17 protein-coding genes and 2 tRNA genes are annotated in these 17,522 nt (G+C 65.3%); 13 read left to right on the top strand and 6 right to left on the bottom strand.

The annotated features are described in order from the left end of the window. The first annotated feature begins 13 nt into the window (after positions 1-13). Positions 14-694 carry an SGNH/GDSL hydrolase family protein gene (locus tag IWX78_RS01815; RefSeq protein ID WP_334684500.1) on the top strand — a complete coding sequence of 227 codons (681 nt, stop codon included), beginning with the start codon at positions 14-16 and terminating at the stop codon, positions 692-694. A 2-nt stretch (positions 695-696) separates the two neighbouring features. Here the strand turns inward: IWX78_RS01815 and pgm are convergent, their stop codons facing one another. Both pgm and IWX78_RS01805 read right to left on the bottom strand, forming a co-directional pair. Next, positions 697-2,316 (bottom strand): phosphoglucomutase (alpha-D-glucose-1,6-bisphosphate-dependent), encoded by a 1,620-nt coding sequence (pgm, locus tag IWX78_RS01810; protein ID WP_196831668.1) that lies wholly within the window; start codon positions 2,314-2,316, stop codon positions 697-699. Between the two features lie 41 nt (positions 2,317-2,357). Further along, a complete protein-coding gene (locus IWX78_RS01805) occupies positions 2,358-3,695 on the bottom strand; it encodes an alpha/beta hydrolase (protein ID WP_196831667.1) in 1,338 nt (445 codons plus the stop codon). A 191-nt stretch (positions 3,696-3,886) separates the two neighbouring features. On the opposite strand from IWX78_RS01805, the gene pheA reads away from it, so the two are divergent. The 4 genes from pheA to gdhA all read left to right on the top strand — a co-directional run bounded on the left by pheA (position 3,887) and on the right by gdhA (position 7,482). Further along, a complete protein-coding gene (pheA, locus tag IWX78_RS01800) occupies positions 3,887-4,843 on the top strand; it encodes a prephenate dehydratase (protein ID WP_196831666.1) in 957 nt (318 codons plus the stop codon). Positions 4,844-4,915: 72 nt separating this feature from the next. After that, on the top strand, positions 4,916-5,497 hold the full coding sequence (locus IWX78_RS01795; RefSeq protein WP_196831665.1) for a hypothetical protein: 582 nt from the start codon (positions 4,916-4,918) through the stop codon (positions 5,495-5,497). A gap of 4 nt (positions 5,498-5,501) precedes the next feature. After that, the gene (locus IWX78_RS01790) at positions 5,502-5,972 is read left to right on the top strand and encodes a hypothetical protein (protein ID WP_196831664.1); all 471 of its coding nucleotides are present in this window, start codon (positions 5,502-5,504) and stop codon (positions 5,970-5,972) included. A 181-nt stretch (positions 5,973-6,153) separates the two neighbouring features. Then, positions 6,154-7,482 carry an NADP-specific glutamate dehydrogenase gene (gene gdhA, locus IWX78_RS01785; RefSeq protein WP_196832091.1) on the top strand — a complete coding sequence of 443 codons (1,329 nt, stop codon included), beginning with the start codon at positions 6,154-6,156 and terminating at the stop codon, positions 7,480-7,482. Between the two features lie 284 nt (positions 7,483-7,766). On the opposite strand, the gene IWX78_RS01780 is transcribed toward gdhA, so the two are convergent. Further along, entirely contained in the window at positions 7,767-8,687 is a 921-nt protein-coding gene (locus tag IWX78_RS01780) for a hypothetical protein (RefSeq protein WP_196831663.1), read from the bottom strand. Between the two features lie 274 nt (positions 8,688-8,961). After that, positions 8,962-9,933 (bottom strand): diacylglycerol/lipid kinase family protein, encoded by a 972-nt coding sequence (locus IWX78_RS01775; RefSeq protein WP_196831662.1) that lies wholly within the window; start codon positions 9,931-9,933, stop codon positions 8,962-8,964. A 37-nt stretch (positions 9,934-9,970) separates the two neighbouring features. Here IWX78_RS01775 and serS point away from each other — a divergent pair, with 37 nt between their 5' ends. From serS to IWX78_RS01745, 6 genes are all read left to right on the top strand, one after another. Next, positions 9,971-11,236: a serine--tRNA ligase gene (serS, locus tag IWX78_RS01770; protein ID WP_196831661.1), complete on the top strand. Its 1,266-nt coding sequence runs from the start codon at positions 9,971-9,973 to the stop codon at positions 11,234-11,236. Then, positions 11,233-12,033, top strand: coding sequence for an HAD family hydrolase (locus IWX78_RS01765; RefSeq protein WP_196831660.1), 801 nt, complete (start codon positions 11,233-11,235; stop codon positions 12,031-12,033). Before serS ends, IWX78_RS01765 begins: the two co-directional genes overlap by 4 nt. A gap of 98 nt (positions 12,034-12,131) precedes the next feature. Then, positions 12,132-12,219, top strand: a tRNA-Ser gene (locus tag IWX78_RS01760). Positions 12,220-12,269: 50 nt separating this feature from the next. Continuing rightward, positions 12,270-13,511, top strand: coding sequence for an LCP family protein (locus IWX78_RS01755; RefSeq protein WP_196831659.1), 1,242 nt, complete (start codon positions 12,270-12,272; stop codon positions 13,509-13,511). Positions 13,512-13,565: 54 nt separating this feature from the next. Next, positions 13,566-14,798: an LCP family protein gene (locus tag IWX78_RS01750; protein ID WP_196831658.1), complete on the top strand. Its 1,233-nt coding sequence runs from the start codon at positions 13,566-13,568 to the stop codon at positions 14,796-14,798. 88 nt (positions 14,799-14,886) lie between these two features. Further along, positions 14,887-14,978: transfer RNA gene (locus IWX78_RS01745), tRNA-Ser, on the top strand. Between the two features lie 56 nt (positions 14,979-15,034). Here the strand turns inward: IWX78_RS01745 and IWX78_RS01740 are convergent. Beyond that, positions 15,035-16,147, bottom strand: coding sequence for a tyrosine-type recombinase/integrase (locus tag IWX78_RS01740; protein WP_196831657.1), 1,113 nt, complete (start codon positions 16,145-16,147; stop codon positions 15,035-15,037). Then, positions 16,140-16,763 (bottom strand): helix-turn-helix domain-containing protein, encoded by a 624-nt coding sequence (locus IWX78_RS01735; RefSeq protein WP_196831656.1) that lies wholly within the window; start codon positions 16,761-16,763, stop codon positions 16,140-16,142. Before IWX78_RS01735 ends, IWX78_RS01740 begins: the two co-directional genes overlap by 8 nt. A 104-nt stretch (positions 16,764-16,867) precedes the next feature. On the opposite strand from IWX78_RS01735, the gene IWX78_RS01730 reads away from it, so the two are divergent. Then, a complete protein-coding gene (locus IWX78_RS01730) occupies positions 16,868-17,107 on the top strand; it encodes a helix-turn-helix transcriptional regulator (protein ID WP_196832122.1) in 240 nt (79 codons plus the stop codon). Then, the gene (locus IWX78_RS01725; RefSeq protein ID WP_196831655.1) at positions 17,104-17,394 is read left to right on the top strand and encodes a hypothetical protein; all 291 of its coding nucleotides are present in this window, start codon (positions 17,104-17,106) and stop codon (positions 17,392-17,394) included. The genes IWX78_RS01730 and IWX78_RS01725 overlap by 4 nt, the downstream gene beginning before the upstream one ends. Positions 17,395-17,522 lie beyond the last annotated feature (128 nt).

Below are 17,522 nucleotides of genomic sequence, written 5' to 3'. Positions count from 1 at the left end.
ACGAAGAACTCCCGTGACCTCGACGACAACGACACGACTCCTCGCGACGATCGGGGTCCTCCTCGGCGTCACCGCACTGGCCGGCTGCGCGTCGGCCGGGCAGGTGCCTGACGGAGTCGACCCGACGTCATCGGATCAACCGGTCGTCGCCTTCTACGGCGATTCGTACACGCTCGGAACCGGGGCGAGCGACCCGGCCGAGCGCTGGTCGACGCGCATCTGTCTCGACCGCGGCTGGGCCGAGTTCAACCCGAGCGTGAACGGTCTCGGCTTCGTGAACAACCGTGCCGGAATCCACGACGATCTCATCAGCCGGGTCATCGACACCGACCCGGACATCGTGTTCGTGACCATGGGCCTCAACGACAACTTCTCGATGCCGGGGCGGGCCGCCGAGATCGAGGCGGCGATCTCAGACGACCTCGATACCCTCGCGGCAGAACTCCCCGATGCGCGGCTCGTCGTCGTCGAGCCGTTCTGGTACACCGACGAACGCCCGGAATCCGTCGACACGATCATCTCGTGGGTGAAGGATGCCGCCGGTGGAGTCGGCGCGGATTACATCGCCGGCGCCTCCCGCTGGATCGAAGGGCATCCGGAATGGATGGCCGGCGACGGCCTCCACCCCAACGACGCCGGGTACGCGGCCATGACGGAACGCATGGACGAGGAGCTCACGAAACTCGGGTTATAGCGCTAGCCCCCGAGCGCCTCGTCGACGATGAGCTTCGCCTCTGCCTGCACCAGCTTGAGATGCTCGGCGCCCTTGAACGACTCGGCGTAGATCTTGTAGACGTCCTCGGTGCCGCTCGGGCGGGCAGCGAACCAGGCGTTCTCGGTCACGACTTTCACTCCACCGACAGCAGCCCCGTTGCCCGGAGCCGTACTGAGTTTCGCGAGGATCGGATCGCCCGCCAGTTCTGTCGCGGTGATCGCCGCACCGTCCAGCTTGCCGAGCGCCGCCTTCTGCGCCGGAGTGGCCGTCGCGTCGACGCGCTCGTAAACCGGGTCGCCGTATTTCTCCGTGAGTTCGCGGTAGAGAACAGAGGGTGTCTTGCCGGTGACCGCGAGGATCTCTGAAGCGAGGAGGCACAGCAGGATGCCGTCTTTGTCTGTCGTCCAGACGGTGCCGTCCATGCGCAGGAAGCTGGCGCCGGCGCTCTCCTCGCCGCCGAACGCGACGGATCCATCGATGAGGCCGGGCACGAACCACTTGAAGCCCACGGGGACTTCCCACAGGGTACGGTCGAGCGACGCTGCCACCTTGTCGATGATCGAGCTGGAGACGAGCGTCTTGCCGATCGCGGCATCCGCTCCCCAGCCCGACCGATTGCGATAGAGGTAGTCGATCGCGACGGCCAGGAAGTGGTTCGGGTTCATCAGCCCGCCGTCCGGCGTGACGATACCGTGACGGTCGGCATCCGCGTCGTTCCCGGTGAGGATGTCGTAGTCGTCTTTGTGGGCGAGAACGGATGCCATCGCAGACGGCGACGACGGATCCATACGGATCTTGCCGTCCCAGTCGAGCGTCATGAACCGCCAGGTCGGGTCGACGTGCGGGTTCACAACGGTCAGGTCGAGCTCGTAACGGTCCGCGATGGCCTGCCAGTAGTGAACGCTCGCGCCGCCAAGCGGGTCAGCGCCGATCCGGATGCCGGAGCGTTTGATGGCGTCCATGTCGATGATGCTGGCGAGATCGTCGACATAATTGCCGCGGAAGTCGTATGTTTCGACGGCGCTCGGCTCCGCCATGGTGACGTCGAGAAGGCCGGCTTCGATGATCTCGTTTGCGCGGTTCGCGATCCAGCTCGTTGCGTCACTGTCTGCAGGTCCACCGTGCGGAGGGTTGTACTTGAAGCCGCCGTCCGACGGCGGGTTGTGGCTTGGTGTCACGACGATCCCGTCGGCCTGTTCCTCTGCGCCCGAATTGTTGTACTTCAGGATGGCGTGGCTGAGGGCCGGCGTCGGCACGAAGTCGTCGAACTCGTCGACAAGCACGCGCACGCCGTTTCCGACGAGCACCTTGAGGGCCGTGGTCTGCGCCGGGTGGCTCAGCGCGTGCGAGTCCGACCCGATGAAGAGCGGTCCGGTGATGCCCTTGTCGGTGCGGTATTCGACGATCGCCTGCGTGGTCGCGGCGATGTGATGCTCGTTGAACGCGGTGTTGAGCGAGGATCCACGGTGCCCTGAGGTGCCGAAGACGACGCGTTGCGCTGGGATCGAGACGTCGGGCTTCAGTTCGAAGTACGCCTCGAGGAGGGCCTGGACGTCGACGAGGTCGGACTCAGCTGCTGGGGTTCCTGCACGGTCGGTCATGCCCCCATTGTGGCATCAAGCCACTGTCGTCTGTCAGGGATTTACTTCGCACCGTCGGCGAGGATAGGGGCATCCGTCGACGGGGTCCTGCCGCCGGGAGTGATCTCATGCCGCTGGCCGGTGACGATCATCCGGATGTCGTAGAGGCTCTCGGTTCCATCGCCCAGATACTTGTCGTGATCGGCGTCCGTGTCCGGCCCGACGACATCGTGGGCGGTGACGGCAGCGAGCACCGTGCCGTCGTCGAGCGTCGCTCCGTTGCTTCCGAAGAGCTGGGCGCCCCAGTCGACGGATGCCGGATTGACCCGGCCAGACCAGAACTGGCCCTTGCCCGCCATCACGTCGGCCATCGCCTCGGACGCGTACACCCGGTCGGGGCGCACCTGCAGGTCGTCCAGTTCGATATCGGCGGGCACCCCGGCCGACCCGATCATCACGAACGAACTCACTCCGTAGTTCCCTGACGACAGGGCGATCGCTGCGGTCGTCGAACCGTAGGAGTGGGCCAGGACTGAAAGCTCCGATGGCAGCCCGACGGTATCGCGGTAGGAGTCGTAGCCCTCGAGAGCTGCGGCCAGCCGCACGGCCCCGGCCTCTGCCCGCAGGGTCGACACCGTCTCGACCGGTCCGGGGCTCTCGTAGCCGAGCCACAACACTGCAGCGCTGTCTTCCGATGCCTGCTGGATGCGGGTGACCCCGCGGAGGTAGTCCTCCGCTTCGAGCAGGCTGCTGTTCATGCCCGGAACGAAGAAGGTCGAGTAGAGGGCGACGTCGAGGTCGCCGACGGCGATGGCGGCCAGCGGCGGACCGTCGACGGAGTCGTCGAGGCTGATCAGAAAACGGTCGGGCGAGCTGGGAGCCCGGTGGCGGTCATCGAGAACGTCGACCAGGGTGTCGATCGCTGCGACCCTCGCCTCTGCTTCGGCCAGCTGGATCGCGGCCGCCGCCTGCGACACCACCGACCGGAACCGAGACAGTGCCTCCTGCTGGGCATCCTGGGCCTGTTCCTGCACGATGGCCAGCCGGTACACGTTCGCCCGGTCGCGGTCCGCGTAGTCGGCCCCTTCGAGGTTGCCGACGGCATCCGGTCGTTCGTCGATGAGACGGTCGACGAACGAATCAGGAAGGTCGCGCCACAGGGCCGCCACCTGCAGCGGAGTGAGCGTGTGCAGAACGTCGGCCGCCGTCGGAATGCGATCGGCGAACTGCGCCGCGAAATCCTGACCATCCAACGGAACAGGCTCGAGCGAGACGACGCCGGAGAACGGGGTGTCAGGCAGACCGACATCGGTCACGAAACCGACTGCGGCGGCCCCGACCGCGAGGGCCGTTGCTGCGCCCCCGAAGGCATGCAGAAGAGGAGAGACACGACGTGACATCGAGCCCCGTGCTTCCCCCCAGAATCCCACGCGTTCCTACCCTCTGTCCCACGACGCACGAAGTCGCTCCCACCGGCGAAGACGCAGTCGGGCAGACTCCCCAACTGTACCGGGAGGACCCCGGATTGGAGAGTCCCAGTTCGGGGCGATCTGCCGCTCCGGTCCGGGCGACGCGCACTAGGCTCGGTGCCATGGCAGACACCCCAGACGGCCCAGCACTCCGGACCTACAGCTACCTCGGGCCGCGAGGGACATTCACCGAGGCGGCGCTCGCCCAGGTGGCCGAGGCTGTCGGCCAGAACTGGCACTCGGTGAACAACGTCGGCGAAGCCCTTGATGACGTACTCGAGGGGCGCAGCGATGCGGCTGTGATCGCGATCGAGAATTCGATCGAGGGCGGGGTCTCGGTGGCACAGGACGCCCTCGCCACCATCCCCGGGCTGCGGATCATCGGTGAGTACCTCGTTCCGGTGAACTTCGTGCTCGTCGCCCGGCCCGGCACAAATCTCGCCGACGTCCGGGTCATCAATGCTCATCCCGTCGCCTACGCCCAGTGCCACCTCTGGATGGATGCTGCCCTCCCCGAGCACGGGCACATCCCGGCGACGAGCAACGTGGCGGCGGCATCCGCCCTTCTCGACAACGACCTCGCAGACGCAGCCATCGCCCCACCTGGCATCGTCGACCAGTACGACGTCGAGGTGCTCGCCGAGAACATCGGAGACAACCCCAATGCCGTGACCCGGTTTCTTCTCGTCAGTCGCACCACCGTGCTGCCCGAGCCGACCGGGGCGGACAAGACCAGCCTGATCGCCGAGCTCCCCGTCGACCGCGCCGGCGCCTTGCTCGAACTGCTGGAGCAGTTCTCGACCAGGGGAGTGAACATGAGCCTGCTCGAGTCGCGCCCGATCGGCGACGCGCTCGGCCGGTACCGGTTCATCATCGACGCTGACGGTCATATCCGAGACGAACGCGTGGCAGACGCCCTGCTCGGCGTGCGGCGGTTCAGCCCGAGCGTGCGATTCCTCGGCTCATATCCCCGTGCAGATCAGGCATCGATCGAGTTCGACGGGCGATACGCAGACGACGTCTTCGTCGAGGCGCGTGACTGGCTGCGCGGGCTGATCTCGGGGGAACCGCAGGACTGATGGCGCCGACCGGCTGAGAGTGGTTGGCTAGGCTCCAGACACCGATATCGGCGTCGGCGAAGGAGCATCGACATGGATCGCGCAGGATTCGACCCCCGATACAGCCCGGAGTACCAGCGCGGATTCGACCCGGCGGTGCACGACGGTCCCGCCGCGAGCCCGCTCACCCATGAGCGCATTCCTGTCGTGGAGGAGCGTCGTCGGGTGCGTCCTACCCCGATTCCTCCTGTTCCTGCGCCGGCGCCTGCGGCGTCGACGATGCCGGGTGCCGGGTTCTTTGGCGAGCTCGATATCGACTATCCGACGACGGGGAATGACGACGTGACGGATGCCGTGGCCGAGACGCCGGTGTCACCGTGGCGCAATCCCTATCTGGTCGCCCTCACGGTCATCGGCGTCGTTCTGCTCGCTGCCGGGATCGGGGCGTTTCGCTGGTCGGTCGAGCAGGTGTACGGAGCGCAGTTCGGGTTCGTGAGCGAGCCAGATGAGAACGCAGAACAGACCTATCTGACCGCGCAGATCGTGTGGGGGCTGTCGCCGCTTCTCGCCCTCGCGGGCGTGCTCACCCTGCTCGGCGTGGTCTTCTTCGTCGCTCTGCACTGGGCACCACGGAGTGCGCGCGACGACGACGACGGCGACGCACTGGTCGAGTGACGTCGTGACGCTTCCCGCTGGCCCGCGCGCGGCATCCGTTCGGTCGAAACGGTGGATGCTGCGCGCAGCGCTCGCCGGCGTGCTGCTTCTGGTGTCTGGCATCGGGTTCGCAGCCGTCGATGCTCAGCTGCGGATCGACGCCGCGAAGGCTTCGATCGCGTTCACTCCCGAGGAACGCGAGCAGCTCGACGAGGCGGGAATGCCGGATATCGGCCAGGACTCGGCGCTGGGCTGGCTGGTGACCTCCAGCCTGCTTCACGGAACACCGGTACTCGATCTCGCGCTCGACATCGAAAACGTCGACGAGTCCTATTCCGTGTCGTGGGGGCCGAGCGAGACCCCCGTCGTGCGGTCGATCGGGGGCTGGCAGTTCAAGCCGCTCGGTCTGCTCAGCGTCGCTGGGCTCGGGATGCTGCTCGGTTCAGGGTTCGTGGCGGCCGCGCGGTGGCGGCCGGCGTCGCATCCGTCGGTCTGAATTGACGGATGCTGCCCGCCGACGACAGACTGGCGAGGGCCGCACAACGGCCCTTCTTCGCGAGCAGCGCCCGGCAGATCCTCGAATCGGGCGTTCGCCGCGTTTCCCCGCGCGCAGCGTCGTTCGCGAATCTCCACCCTCAGAAAGACCCTCAGTGCCCTCAGCTTCCACTCCGTCCGAGATCACCCGCGCCGTTTACGCGACCGCCGTCGCCCGCAACCAGGGAGAGCCCGAGTTTCATCAGGCTCTGCACGAGGTGCTCGAGTCGATCGAGCCGGCGCTCGCCGAGCATCCGGAGTTCGGCGAGGCCGGCATCCTCGAGCGGCTGGTGGAGCCGGAACGCCAGGTGATCTTCCGAGTGCCGTGGACCGACGACCGCAACCGAGTGCAGGTCAACCGCGGTTTCCGGGTGCAGTTCAATTCGGCGCTCGGGCCGTACAAGGGCGGGTTGCGCTTCCACCCCACGGTCAACCTGTCGATCATCAAGTTTCTCGGCTTTGAGCAGATCTTCAAGAACGCCCTGACCGCGCAGGGCATCGGCGGTGCCAAGGGCGGCAGCGACTTCGACCCGCACGGCAAGAGCGATGCAGAGGTGATGCGGTTCTGCCAGAGCTTCATGAACGAGCTCTACAGGCACCTCGGCGAGCACACGGACGTTCCCGCCGGCGACATCGGGGTCGGCGCCCGCGAGATCGGCTACCTCTTCGGGCAGTACCGCAAGGTCACCAACCGCCACGAGTCCGGCATGTTCACCGGTAAGGGGACAGGCTGGGGCGGCGCAGAGGTGCGCACCGAAGCCACCGGATACGGTGCCGTCTTCTTCACCGAGGAGATGCTCGCTACGAAAGGGGAGTCGATCGACGGCAAGACGGCGGTCGTCTCCGGATCGGGCAACGTCGCGACGTATGCCATCGAAAAAGTGCACCAGCTCGGGGGTCGTGCGATCACGGCATCCGATTCGTCCGGCTACATCGTCGACGAAAAGGGTATCGACCTCGACCTACTCAAGCAGATCAAAGAGGTCGAACGGCTGCGCATCTCGGAGTACGCCGCGCGACGCCGCTCTGCGCGCTTCGTCTCGAGCGGAAGCGTCTGGGATGTGCCCGGCCAGATCGCCCTGCCGAGCGCCACCCAGAACGAACTCACCGGTGCAGACGCGGCGTCGCTGATCGCGAACGGCGTTGAAGCGGTCAGCGAGGGTGCCAACATGCCGTGCTACCCGGATGCCGTGCACGCGTTCCAGCAGGCCGGGGTTCTTTTCGGGCCGGGAAAGGCTGCTAACGCCGGTGGTGTCGCGACAAGTGCGCTCGAGATGAGCCAGAACGCGTCGCGCCAGCGCTGGAGCTTCAGCGACAGTGAAGACCGGCTGCATCACATCATGCGCGGCGTGCACGCGGCTGCGTTCGAGGCGGCCGACCGCTACGGTCGCCCGGGCGACTACGTCGTGGGCGCCAATACAGCGGCCTTCGTGAAGGTCGCGGATGCGATGCTTGCGCAGGGCGTTATCTAGGGGCGCTAGCGGGCCGGCGAGCTGCAACGACACCGCGCTGCAACGACACCGTTCTGCAACGAGACCGCTCTGCAACGACACCGTTCTGCAACGACACCGCGCTTCAACGACACCGCGCTGCAACGACACAAAGGGTCGTTGGTCGCAGAATTTCGCAGCCTTTTGTGTCGTTGCTCGTTCCCGTGGATGCGTGGGCCACAGGAATGGTTGCTGGTCGTGTGATTCCGCAGCCTTTTGTGTCGTTGCTCGTTCCCGCGGATGCGCGTCCGGATGCTCCGGCGCGTCTAACCGTCCCAGCCCAGCGACCGCAGGCGTCGCTCGACCCGACGCCTCAGCGATGGCAGATCCGCGAGGTCGTCGCCGGTGAACTGCAGCGTCTGCCACCCCTCGTCGCCGATGTCGTTGGCCCGCCGCACGTCGCTGCGCCACTGCCGCACATCGGTGCGGTGCTGGTCGCCGTGATACTCGAGCTCGAGTTTGTACTCCGGGTACGCAAGATCCAGATGCACCACACGCCTCGTGATCACCAGGTGCAACTCGAGGTTCGCCACCGGCGTTGGAAGGTCGCTCAGTGCCAGGTCGACGCGCACGAGCGACTCTGGACGCGATTGGGAATGGTCCGATGCCAGGGTCAGCGCAGAGCGAAGTGCGGGGCGGCCCGAGCGGCTGGGGTGGCGCCCGACGGCAGTGGTCAGCCGAGCGATCGTCGTCCGCGGGTTCCTGTGCCAGAGGAGGAAATCGGCGACAGCGACCAGGTCGGGGAGCGAAAGCATCGTCGCCAGATCGCACCACGTCCGTTCGACTGTGGTTACCGGGATCCCCGCGAGCGTGCCCACGCAGTCTGGCGCCAGAAAACTGCAGTGTCCGTCGACGCCGCGTCGACGTATGGCGCGGCCAGGCGCGGGAACTGTTACCTCGAAATGCTGGTTGGTCTGCTGGCCGGGCAACGGCATCTGGTGCAGGATCGCGGCGGTACGGTGGCTGAACGCCGCGCCGGACGGCATCCGTGTCGCGAGCGCTCGACATCGCATCTTGAACTCGGCCTGCGGTTCCCCCGATGTCGGAAGCGCCAGCGCCCGTGTTCCATGGAACGGAACGAGGAGCGACCGGTTGCGCAGCTGCGCCCGGCTGAACCCGTGCGCGTAGGCGTCGGCCACGGAGAAGGCGGTCGGCAGCGGCTGCGGGATCGGTTTGCGAAAGACCACCCCTCGAGGGTGCTGCATCTCGGCACCCCTGCGCCGTTTCCCCCGGGAATGACGAAACTCCGGCACAAGTCCTCAACGCTGTGGAGAGCCGTCGCGCGTCGACGCCGTGCGCCGCAGCCGCGCGTCGCGACACGACAGAACTGGCTGCAGTTGTGCGCGAGATACGACGCTTTCTGTCGTCCCAGGCCGTATCCCCGAACCGGAACACCCGAACCGGAACACCCGAATCGGAACACCCGAACGGAACGCCCGAACCGACACGGATGCCGCCGCGCTACCGCACCCGCACAGCCAGCGCGCCCGCATCGGCCGCGAAGCGCACCCCTGCCACGATGCCGAACTCGTCGCCGTCGAGCTCCACGTGCCGCGGCTTGTCGAGCGAGACCGTGATGCCCGAACTCCGCAGGTAGGTGATCGTCGATGCACTGCCCGAGGTCGCCTTGATGATCTTGCGCCCGATGCTCGACCGACGCAGGAACCCGTTCTCCCAGCGCAGCTTGCGCCACAACTCGAACCACCCCAGCGTGCCCTTCGGCTGCAGTACGGCCACGTCGAGGAGCCCGTCGTCGACGATGGCGTCCGGCATCATCTCGAGCCCGCCGGTCAACGTGCCGCAATTGCCGAACAGGATGGTGCTCACGTGGGCACTGTGCTGCGGCTTGTCGTCGAGCTGGTAACGGATCCGGAACGGTCGCGCGTCCGGAATCACCCGGATGCCTGCATCGACGTACGCGAGCCAGCCAACGGTCTTCTTGAGGGTCTCGTTCGTGTTCGCCATGATGTCTGCGTCGATTCCCATGCCGGCCATGACCAGAAAACCGTGCTCCTCGATGCTCCCGTCGACCCGGCTGAGCGTCGCAATGCCGAGGTCGATGTTGCGGGTGCGACCGGTGAAGGCGATGGCGATCGCGTCGGCCATGTTGGTGATCGGCAAGCGCAGGTTGCGTGCGAGCAGATTGCCGGTGCCATAGGGCAGCAGGGCGAGGGCGGCCCCCGAATCGCGGATGCCCTCGGCAACGGCGCGCACCGTTCCGTCGCCCCCGGCAGCAAACACCATCGCGGCACCGTCGGCGACGGCGGCCCGGGTGAGCTCCTTGCCCGAGTCGTCAAGAGTTGTCTCGTACCAGCGGGTCTCGCCCCAGCCGGCCTCAGCCGCAGCGGGTTCGATGAGCGCCCGGAGGGCGGCGACGGTGACCCTTGTCGGGTTGTAGACGACTGCCGCGCGCTGGAGTCGGGCATCACTCATACCTGCAACCGTACCGCGCCCGGTTAGACTTGCACCCGTGATTGATCCAGTGCTCCTCCGCGAAAACCCAGACCTCATCAGGCGTTCGCAGGAGGCGCGGCGATCGCCCGTCGACCTCGTCGACCAGGCCCTCGACGCCGACCGCGACCGTCGTACCGCGATCACGACGTTCGACGAACTCCGGGCCGAGCAGAACGCCTTCGGCAAGCGCGTCGCGAAGGCCACGAAGGAGGAGAAGCCGGCTCTCCTCGCCGAGGTCAAGGGACTCTCCGAGCAGGTCAAGCTCGCCCAGCAGCGCGTGACGGATGCCGACGCCCGCTTCACCGAGATCGTCGGCGCCATCCAGAACCCGATCCTCGACGGCGTGCCAGCCGGAGGCGAAGACGACTTCGTCACCCTGCGCGAAGTGGGAGAGAAACCGAGCTTCGACTTCGAGGCCAAGGACCACCTCGAGCTCGGCGAACTGCTCGGTGCCATCGACATGCAGCGCGGCACCAAAGTGTCCGGCGCGCGGTTCTACTACCTCCGCGGCATCGGCGCGCGCCTCGAGCTCGCCATCATGAACATGGCGCTCGATCGTGCACTCGCCGAGGGATTCATCCCGCTCATCACGCCGACCCTCGTGAAGCCCGAGATCATGGCGGGAACCGGTTTTCTCGGCGCCCACGCCGACGAGGTCTATCACCTGCCCGCAGACGACCTGTACCTCACGGGAACGAGCGAGGTCGCGCTCGCCGGTTACCACTCAGACGAAATCATCGACGTCGCTGAGGCGCCGCTCCGGTACGCCGGCTGGTCGACCTGTTACCGCCGCGAAGCCGGCTCGTACGGTCGCGATACCCGCGGGATCATCCGCGTGCACCAGTTCAACAAGCTCGAGATGTTCGTCTACACGACGCCAGAAGAGGCTGAAGCCGAACACCTCCGCCTGCTCGGCTGGCAGGAGGGCATGCTGCAGGCCCTCGGGCTGAGTTACCGCGTCATCGACACGGCAGCAGGCGACCTCGGCTCGAGCGCCGCGCGCAAGTACGACGTCGAGGCGTGGGTGCCGACCCAGGGCGCGTTCCGCGAACTCACCTCCACCTCGAACTGCACCACCTACCAGTCGCGACGTCTCAACATCCGTTACCGTGCTGGCGAAGACGGCAAGACCACGCCGGTCGCGACCCTCAACGGAACCCTGGCCACCACCCGCTGGCTCGTCGCCCTGCTCGAGACACACCAGCAGGCGGACGGTTCCGTGGTCATTCCCGAAGCGCTGCGGCCGTACCTCGGCGGGCTCGACGTCGCGCTGCCCCTGTGAGCGAGTCCGGACTCCTCGTCGCGCTCGACGTCGACGGCACCATCCTCCACGAGGATGGAACGATGTCGGATGCCGTCGTCGAGGCCGCACGCGCGGCATCCGATCGTGGGCATCACCTCATGCTCGCCACCGGGCGCAGCTGGGAGACGACGCACCAGATCATCGACCAGCTGGGCATCGACCCGGCATACGTGGTCTGTGCCAACGGCGCGCTCGTGATGCGCAGGGACCCGACCGAACCCACCGGATACAACCGCCATCTCATCGAGACCTTCGACCCGAGTGAGGTGTTGCGGACGATCCGCTCGCACCTCGACGACGGCCGGTACATGGTCGAATACCCGAGCGGATACCGCCGGTACACCGAGGGCATGAGCGACTGGAACCTCGAAAACGCCGAAGAGGTCGAGTTCGAGCACCTGTTGTCCGAGCCGGTCACCCGCGTCGTCGTCGTCTCACCGGAGCATGACGAACTCGACTTTCTCTCCGTCGTCGAGAAGATGGGGCTGCACCAGGTCACCTACGCCATCGGCTGGACCGCCTGGCTCGACATCGCCCCGCTCGGCGTCAACAAGTCGACCGCACTCGAGCGGGTGCGGCAGTGGCTCGACATGCCGGAAGAACGGATCGTCGCAGTCGGAGACGGTCGCAACGACATCGAGATGTTCCAGTGGGCGGGCCGATCTGGGCGTGCGGTCGCAATGGGCCAGGCCCCAGACGAGGTGAAGGCCGCGGCGACCGAGGTCACAGGAGGCATCGACGACGACGGTCTCGTCGCCGTACTCACGTCGCTCTGACCGGCCCTTTCAGGGTCCTGTCAGGAGCTCCTGTCACTCTGGAGAAGCCCTCATCGGCTACAATCGAGCGTTGCACGCTGTTCTCGGACGGCGGGCATGGAGGGCTGTCCGAGCGGCCGATGGAGCCAGTCTTGAAAACTGGTGGGCAGAAATGTCTCGTGGGTTCGAATCCCACGCCCTCCGCCACCGCTCGATTCCCACCCCCTGGCATCCGCCTGTCGTGAAAGGAACGTTGCGTGAGCGAACCCGACCGCCGTTCCCGGCGCTCCCCAGTGGCGACCAGACACGGTCGACTGAAAACGTCGACCGCGGCGAAGACCATTGCGAAGGTCGTCTCCGCCGTACTCGCCGTCGTACTCGTCAGCGGTTCTGCCATCGCCGCATACGCGGTATGGGACATCGCATCGAGCGTGGCCCCACCCGTCGCCCTCGCGAATGAGACCCCAGGAGCCGACGCGCCGAACATCGACGCCATCGAAGGTGGAGTGAACCTGCTCCTCGTCGGGAGCGACAGTCGCACCGGGCAGGATGCCGTCTTCGGCGACGTCGACAAGGATTCGGCGACCCTCAACGATGTGACGATGCTCATGCACATCTCGGAGGATCACACGTCGGCGACCGTGGTCAGTTTCCCGCGCGACATGTTCGTTCCGATCCCGTCCTGCCCCAAGGAAGGCGGCGGAACCTACGACGAGATGGCTGCCCAGAAGATCAACACGACACTCTCATACGGAGGCCTGGCCTGCACCGTACTCACCGTCGAGAAGCTGACCGGACTCAGCATCCCGTTCGCTGCCGAGGTCGAATTCGGCGGAGTGATCGAACTCTCGAACGCCGTCGGAGGGGTCGACGTCTGTGTCGCCGAGCCGATCGACGACTGGCGCACCGAAACCTACCTCGACGCCGGAACCCACACCCTGCAGGGGATGGCCGCGCTGCAGTTCCTCCGCACCCGCCACGGTGTCGGCGACGGGTCCGACCTCGGCCGGATCAGCAACCAACAGGTGTTCCTGTCGTCACTGGTGCGCACCCTGAAGAGCAGCGAGACGCTGACCGATCCGAGCAAACTCTTCGGAATCGCGAAAGCCGCCGCGAGCAACATGACATTGTCGACCAGTCTCTCGAACCTCAACACGATGGTGTCGATCGCCATGGCGCTCAAGGACATCCCGCTCGACCAGGTCGTCTTCGCCCAATACCCCACCGAGTACGGCGACATCAACGGTTATGAGGGAGTGCTCCCGCTCGAAGGACCGGCGACGGAGCTCTTCGACGCGCTTGCTGCCGATCAGCCGCTGACCCTCACCGGCGAGACCGGCCCGGGCTCGGTCGTCGATCCGAGTGCGCCGACCCCGTCGACGCCGGATCCCTCGGCCCCGTCGACGGGGGAGCCGACTCCTCCGAGCGGAGTCGTGCTCGATGAATCGGTGCCGGGGCAGACCGCCGCCGACTACACCTGCTCGAAGGGTAACGATTAGGCCACCCGCCTTCCGGGGGATTCCTGCGGTCGCCGATCGCCCTAGAGTTGCTCTGTGAGCAGGTCGAGTCGCAGTCGGAACGGTGTCAAACATGGACGCCAGCCGCGCCGTGGTGCTGTCGCCACGTTTTTCCGTGGCCTCGCGATCGCGCTGACCGTCGTGCTCGTGAGCGGAGCATCCGTCGCCGCCTGGATCGTCTGGGACCTCGCATCCAATGTCAGCTCGAACGCGATCGACATCAGCCAGCCGAACGACACCACCACCCCGCTCCCCGAGGTGCCGAACATCGATGCATTCGAGGGTGGTTTCAACCTGCTCGTCGTCGGCGCGGACAACGATCCGGCGCAGGGCAACGCGTTCGGGCGGCGTGACGTCACCCTCAACGACGTCAACATGCTGCTGCACGTCTCCGAGGACCACTCCACCGCCGTCGTCGTGAGCTTCCCCCGTGACCTGATCATCCCGCATCCGGAGTGCACCGACCCCGAGACCGGCGAGGCCAGCGGCGCCATGCGTGCCCAGCCGCTCAACGCCGCATTCGAGCGAGGCGGCCTCAGCTGTGTCGTTGCCACGATCTCAGAGCTGACCGGGCTCGAGATCGAGTACGCGGCGCTGATGTCGTTTGCGTCGGTCGTGAAGATGACGGATGCCGTCGGCGGCGTGCCCGTCTGCCTCACCGCCCCGATCAAGGACCGGCGCTCCGACCTCGACCTTCCTGCAGGCACCAGCGTGATCTCGGGTGAGACGGCGTTGGCGTTCCTGCGCACCAGGCACGGCGTCGGCGACGGCAGCGACCTCTCGCGAATCGCCAGCCAGCAGCAGTACATCTCGTCGCTCGTGCGTACGATCAAGAGCAACGACACGTTGACGGATGTGACGAAGCTCTACTCGCTCGCGCAGGTCGCGGCGAAGAACGTGAACCTGTCGACGTCGCTCGCCAACCTGACCCGCATGGTTGCGATGGCGCGCACGCTGCAGACGATCGATCTCGACGCGCTCAATCTCATCCAGTATCCGGTGATGGACGACCCCAACGACCGCAACAGGGTCGTGCCGCTGTCGAGCCTGGCAGACGAGTTGTTCGAACGGATCGCCGCCGACCTGCCGTTCTCCCCAGACCCGGACGCCAACCGCACCGGTGTCGAAGCCGACCCGAACGCTCCGGTGCCGACGACCCCGCCGGCAACGCCGGGCGCGACGCCGCCGGCGACGACGGCTCCGGACGTGATCGAAGGCCTGCAGGGCCAGACGGCGCTGCAGCAGACCTGCTCGGTGGCCAACAACTGATCGGATGCCGCCCGTTCAGCGGCGAATTCGGCGGGCGACGGTTTGCCCGTTATGATTAACCCCGTGCGTCCGCCAGACGGTCGCGCATGGAGACGTCGCATAGTTCGGCCTAGTGCACCACCCTGCTAAGGTGGAGTCCTCGTAAGGGGACCGCGGGTTCAAATCCCGCCGTCTCCGCCACTGACAAAACCCTCTGATCCCTTATAAACACTGGGATGCAGGGGGTTTCTGTTTGCTCAAGAATCAGCGCGTGCCCACACTTTGCCCACAATGGTATTTCTAACTACCTCGTCAAGACGTGCCGAAACAGAGTCAAGGTCATCGTCAAACAGATCCGCGTAAGTGTCGAGCGTCATCGTCGCGGAGGCGTGGCCAAGCATCCGCTGCACAGCTTTCACGTTCGCCCCCGAGCTGATAGCGAGTGATGCAGCCGTGTGTCTTAGGTCGTGAAGCGTCATCGGCTCGAGCTTGCTGGCGACCAGCGCCGTCTTGAACCACGACTTCGAACCCGACGAAACACGCGTGCGCTTCATATGCTCACCGTCCTGACCTGGGAGCAACAGATCGTCCCCAGCCTTGCAGTCCATCTGTTCGAGAAGTTGCGGAATCAGGAAGGAGGGGAACGGCACCGACCGGACCTTGTGATTCTTGGGAGTGCCAACGTGGATGACCCCCGCGACCTCGACCGCGTTCTGAGACACCTTCAGCCGACCCCTGGCCACGTCAACAGAGCTCACCGTCAACCCGGCAAGCTCACCCCAGCGAAGGCCGGTATAAGCCAGCAGCAGGACCACCAGCGAATGATCCCGACTGTTATCTGCCAGCGTGTGCACTTCCTGGTGGCTCAGGTAAACGTGCTTCCGTTTCGGCTTCCTGGGAAGGTCGATATCCTTGGCCGGATTAGACAGAATCCGCCTATCCTTCACCGCCGATTCGAGGATCGCCGACAGGACCCCGTAGGTACGGATAACCACGGTGGCGCTTCGTTCATTGCTCAGTTCGGAAACCCATTCCTGGATCTCGGTGTGCCTGATAGCGCTGACCTGGTGTGTGCCCCAGCGTGGCTGTACCCGCAGCCGCCAAGCGTCAGCTACCGGCTGGAACGAAGACGGCTTCAGGTGGGTTTGGGAGGCCAACCAGCGCGGCCCCAGAGAGCCAACCGTGGCGCGCGCCGCCGATACGTCGATGAACTCCCCTCGAGCCTTCGACACTTCGACCGACGCAAGGAATAGCTCAGCTTCCCGCTTCGTTTTGAACCCGCGCTTATCCGTCTGGGCATGGTCAGGCTTCCGATACCGGACTCTATACCGTTTGCCGGATGCTGTCTCATACGCGGTGACGCTAGCCATCGTGGGCAGATTCTTTTTCCGCACGCTGCAATGTCTCGCGCCGCAATGCCGCATATTCACGTTTGCCGAGTCGAAGCGAGGTGCCATCATCCTGCATGTTCCTAAGTAGTTGTCGCGTGTATTCCCCAGAGGCCGCGAGACCTTCCCGCGCGATAGCCGCCTCGACATACATCAGCGCGTCGGTCGTGAGCTGGGCCGGAGTTTGATTCGCCAGCTCCGTGCTCAGCCATGCCCGGTCACTATCCCTCAGGCGCGCGCTATCGGCCGTCAACGCGACATCAAGAAGAGCCCGAGCGTAGACCTCGATCTGTCTCCTCAGCGCTTCACTCTCGCGCGAATGGACGGCATACACACTCAAGAGATTGCCTTGGTCACCGATCAGCGCATCGAGAGTGAAGCCAAGAGCATCCGCCAGTGCAGCCGCTTCGCCCACGGTAACGCGGCGCTCCCCACGCTCGATCTTTCCAACCGCAGTGAGGTGGAGCGGATAGCCACGTTTCGCAAGCGCTGTGACGATGGCTTCCTGGCTCAAGCCCTTGCCTTTACGTGCTTCCGCAAACCGCTTCCCGAAGATGCCGTCGATGGTCGCAATATCCGGGATTACATCCGTACTCATGTTGACGACAGTATCCGTTTTAGGGCGAAAACGCTACCGGTGATCGAAAGTCTGCTAGGATCGGCTTAGAAGACGCCCGATTATCGCAACTGAACGGAGTAAACGTGACAAAAGTTCAACACCCCGAGGTGACGCCGGAAGCGCGGGCACGCTACTTGAGCCCTGATCAGGTTATGGAGCTCATCCCTGGCATGACGAAGGCCAACCTCGCGCAACTGCGATTCACCGGTAAGGGTCCCCGCTACCGGAAGCCCACTCCGAAGACGGTTCTCTACGTCGAATCGGAAGTCATCGACTGGATTGAGAACAGCGCACGATACGGAACCGCGCTGGAGGCCGTATGACCCAGCTCAAAGAAAAATCCCCCGACCTGGTGAGCGTTGGAGCGCATAACCATACCGAGGGGATCGACCGAAACACCTACCAAGGAGAAACGATCATGAAGACAGTACCAATCGTACCAGCCACCCGCGACATTGACTGGAACGGGCACACCGTCACCAGCCCGTTCGGACGCACCATCCGCCCCAATGACCTCGACATGCAAATTCTCGCAAATGGCGACCAACACGCCGTAGGGGGCAGCCTGAACCGCGCCGATTACTTCATCGTCACGGCTGTGGCCCGATGACCGGCGTTACAACAGGCAGAGTCGGGGATCTCCCTCACGTTGTCCTGTACGACGAAGACGAGACTGACGTGGCTCTTGACTTCCTCACCCCCGACCAGGCGCGCCGGTTGGCCGTCAAGTTGATCGAG

It is taken from the genome of Mycetocola sp. CAN_C7, assembly GCF_015752285.1.
Classification (GTDB): Bacteria; Actinomycetota; Actinomycetes; order Actinomycetales; family Microbacteriaceae; genus Mycetocola_A.
Note: the sequence above shows the minus strand (reverse complement) of the source record. Positions and strands in the feature narration are given on the sequence as shown.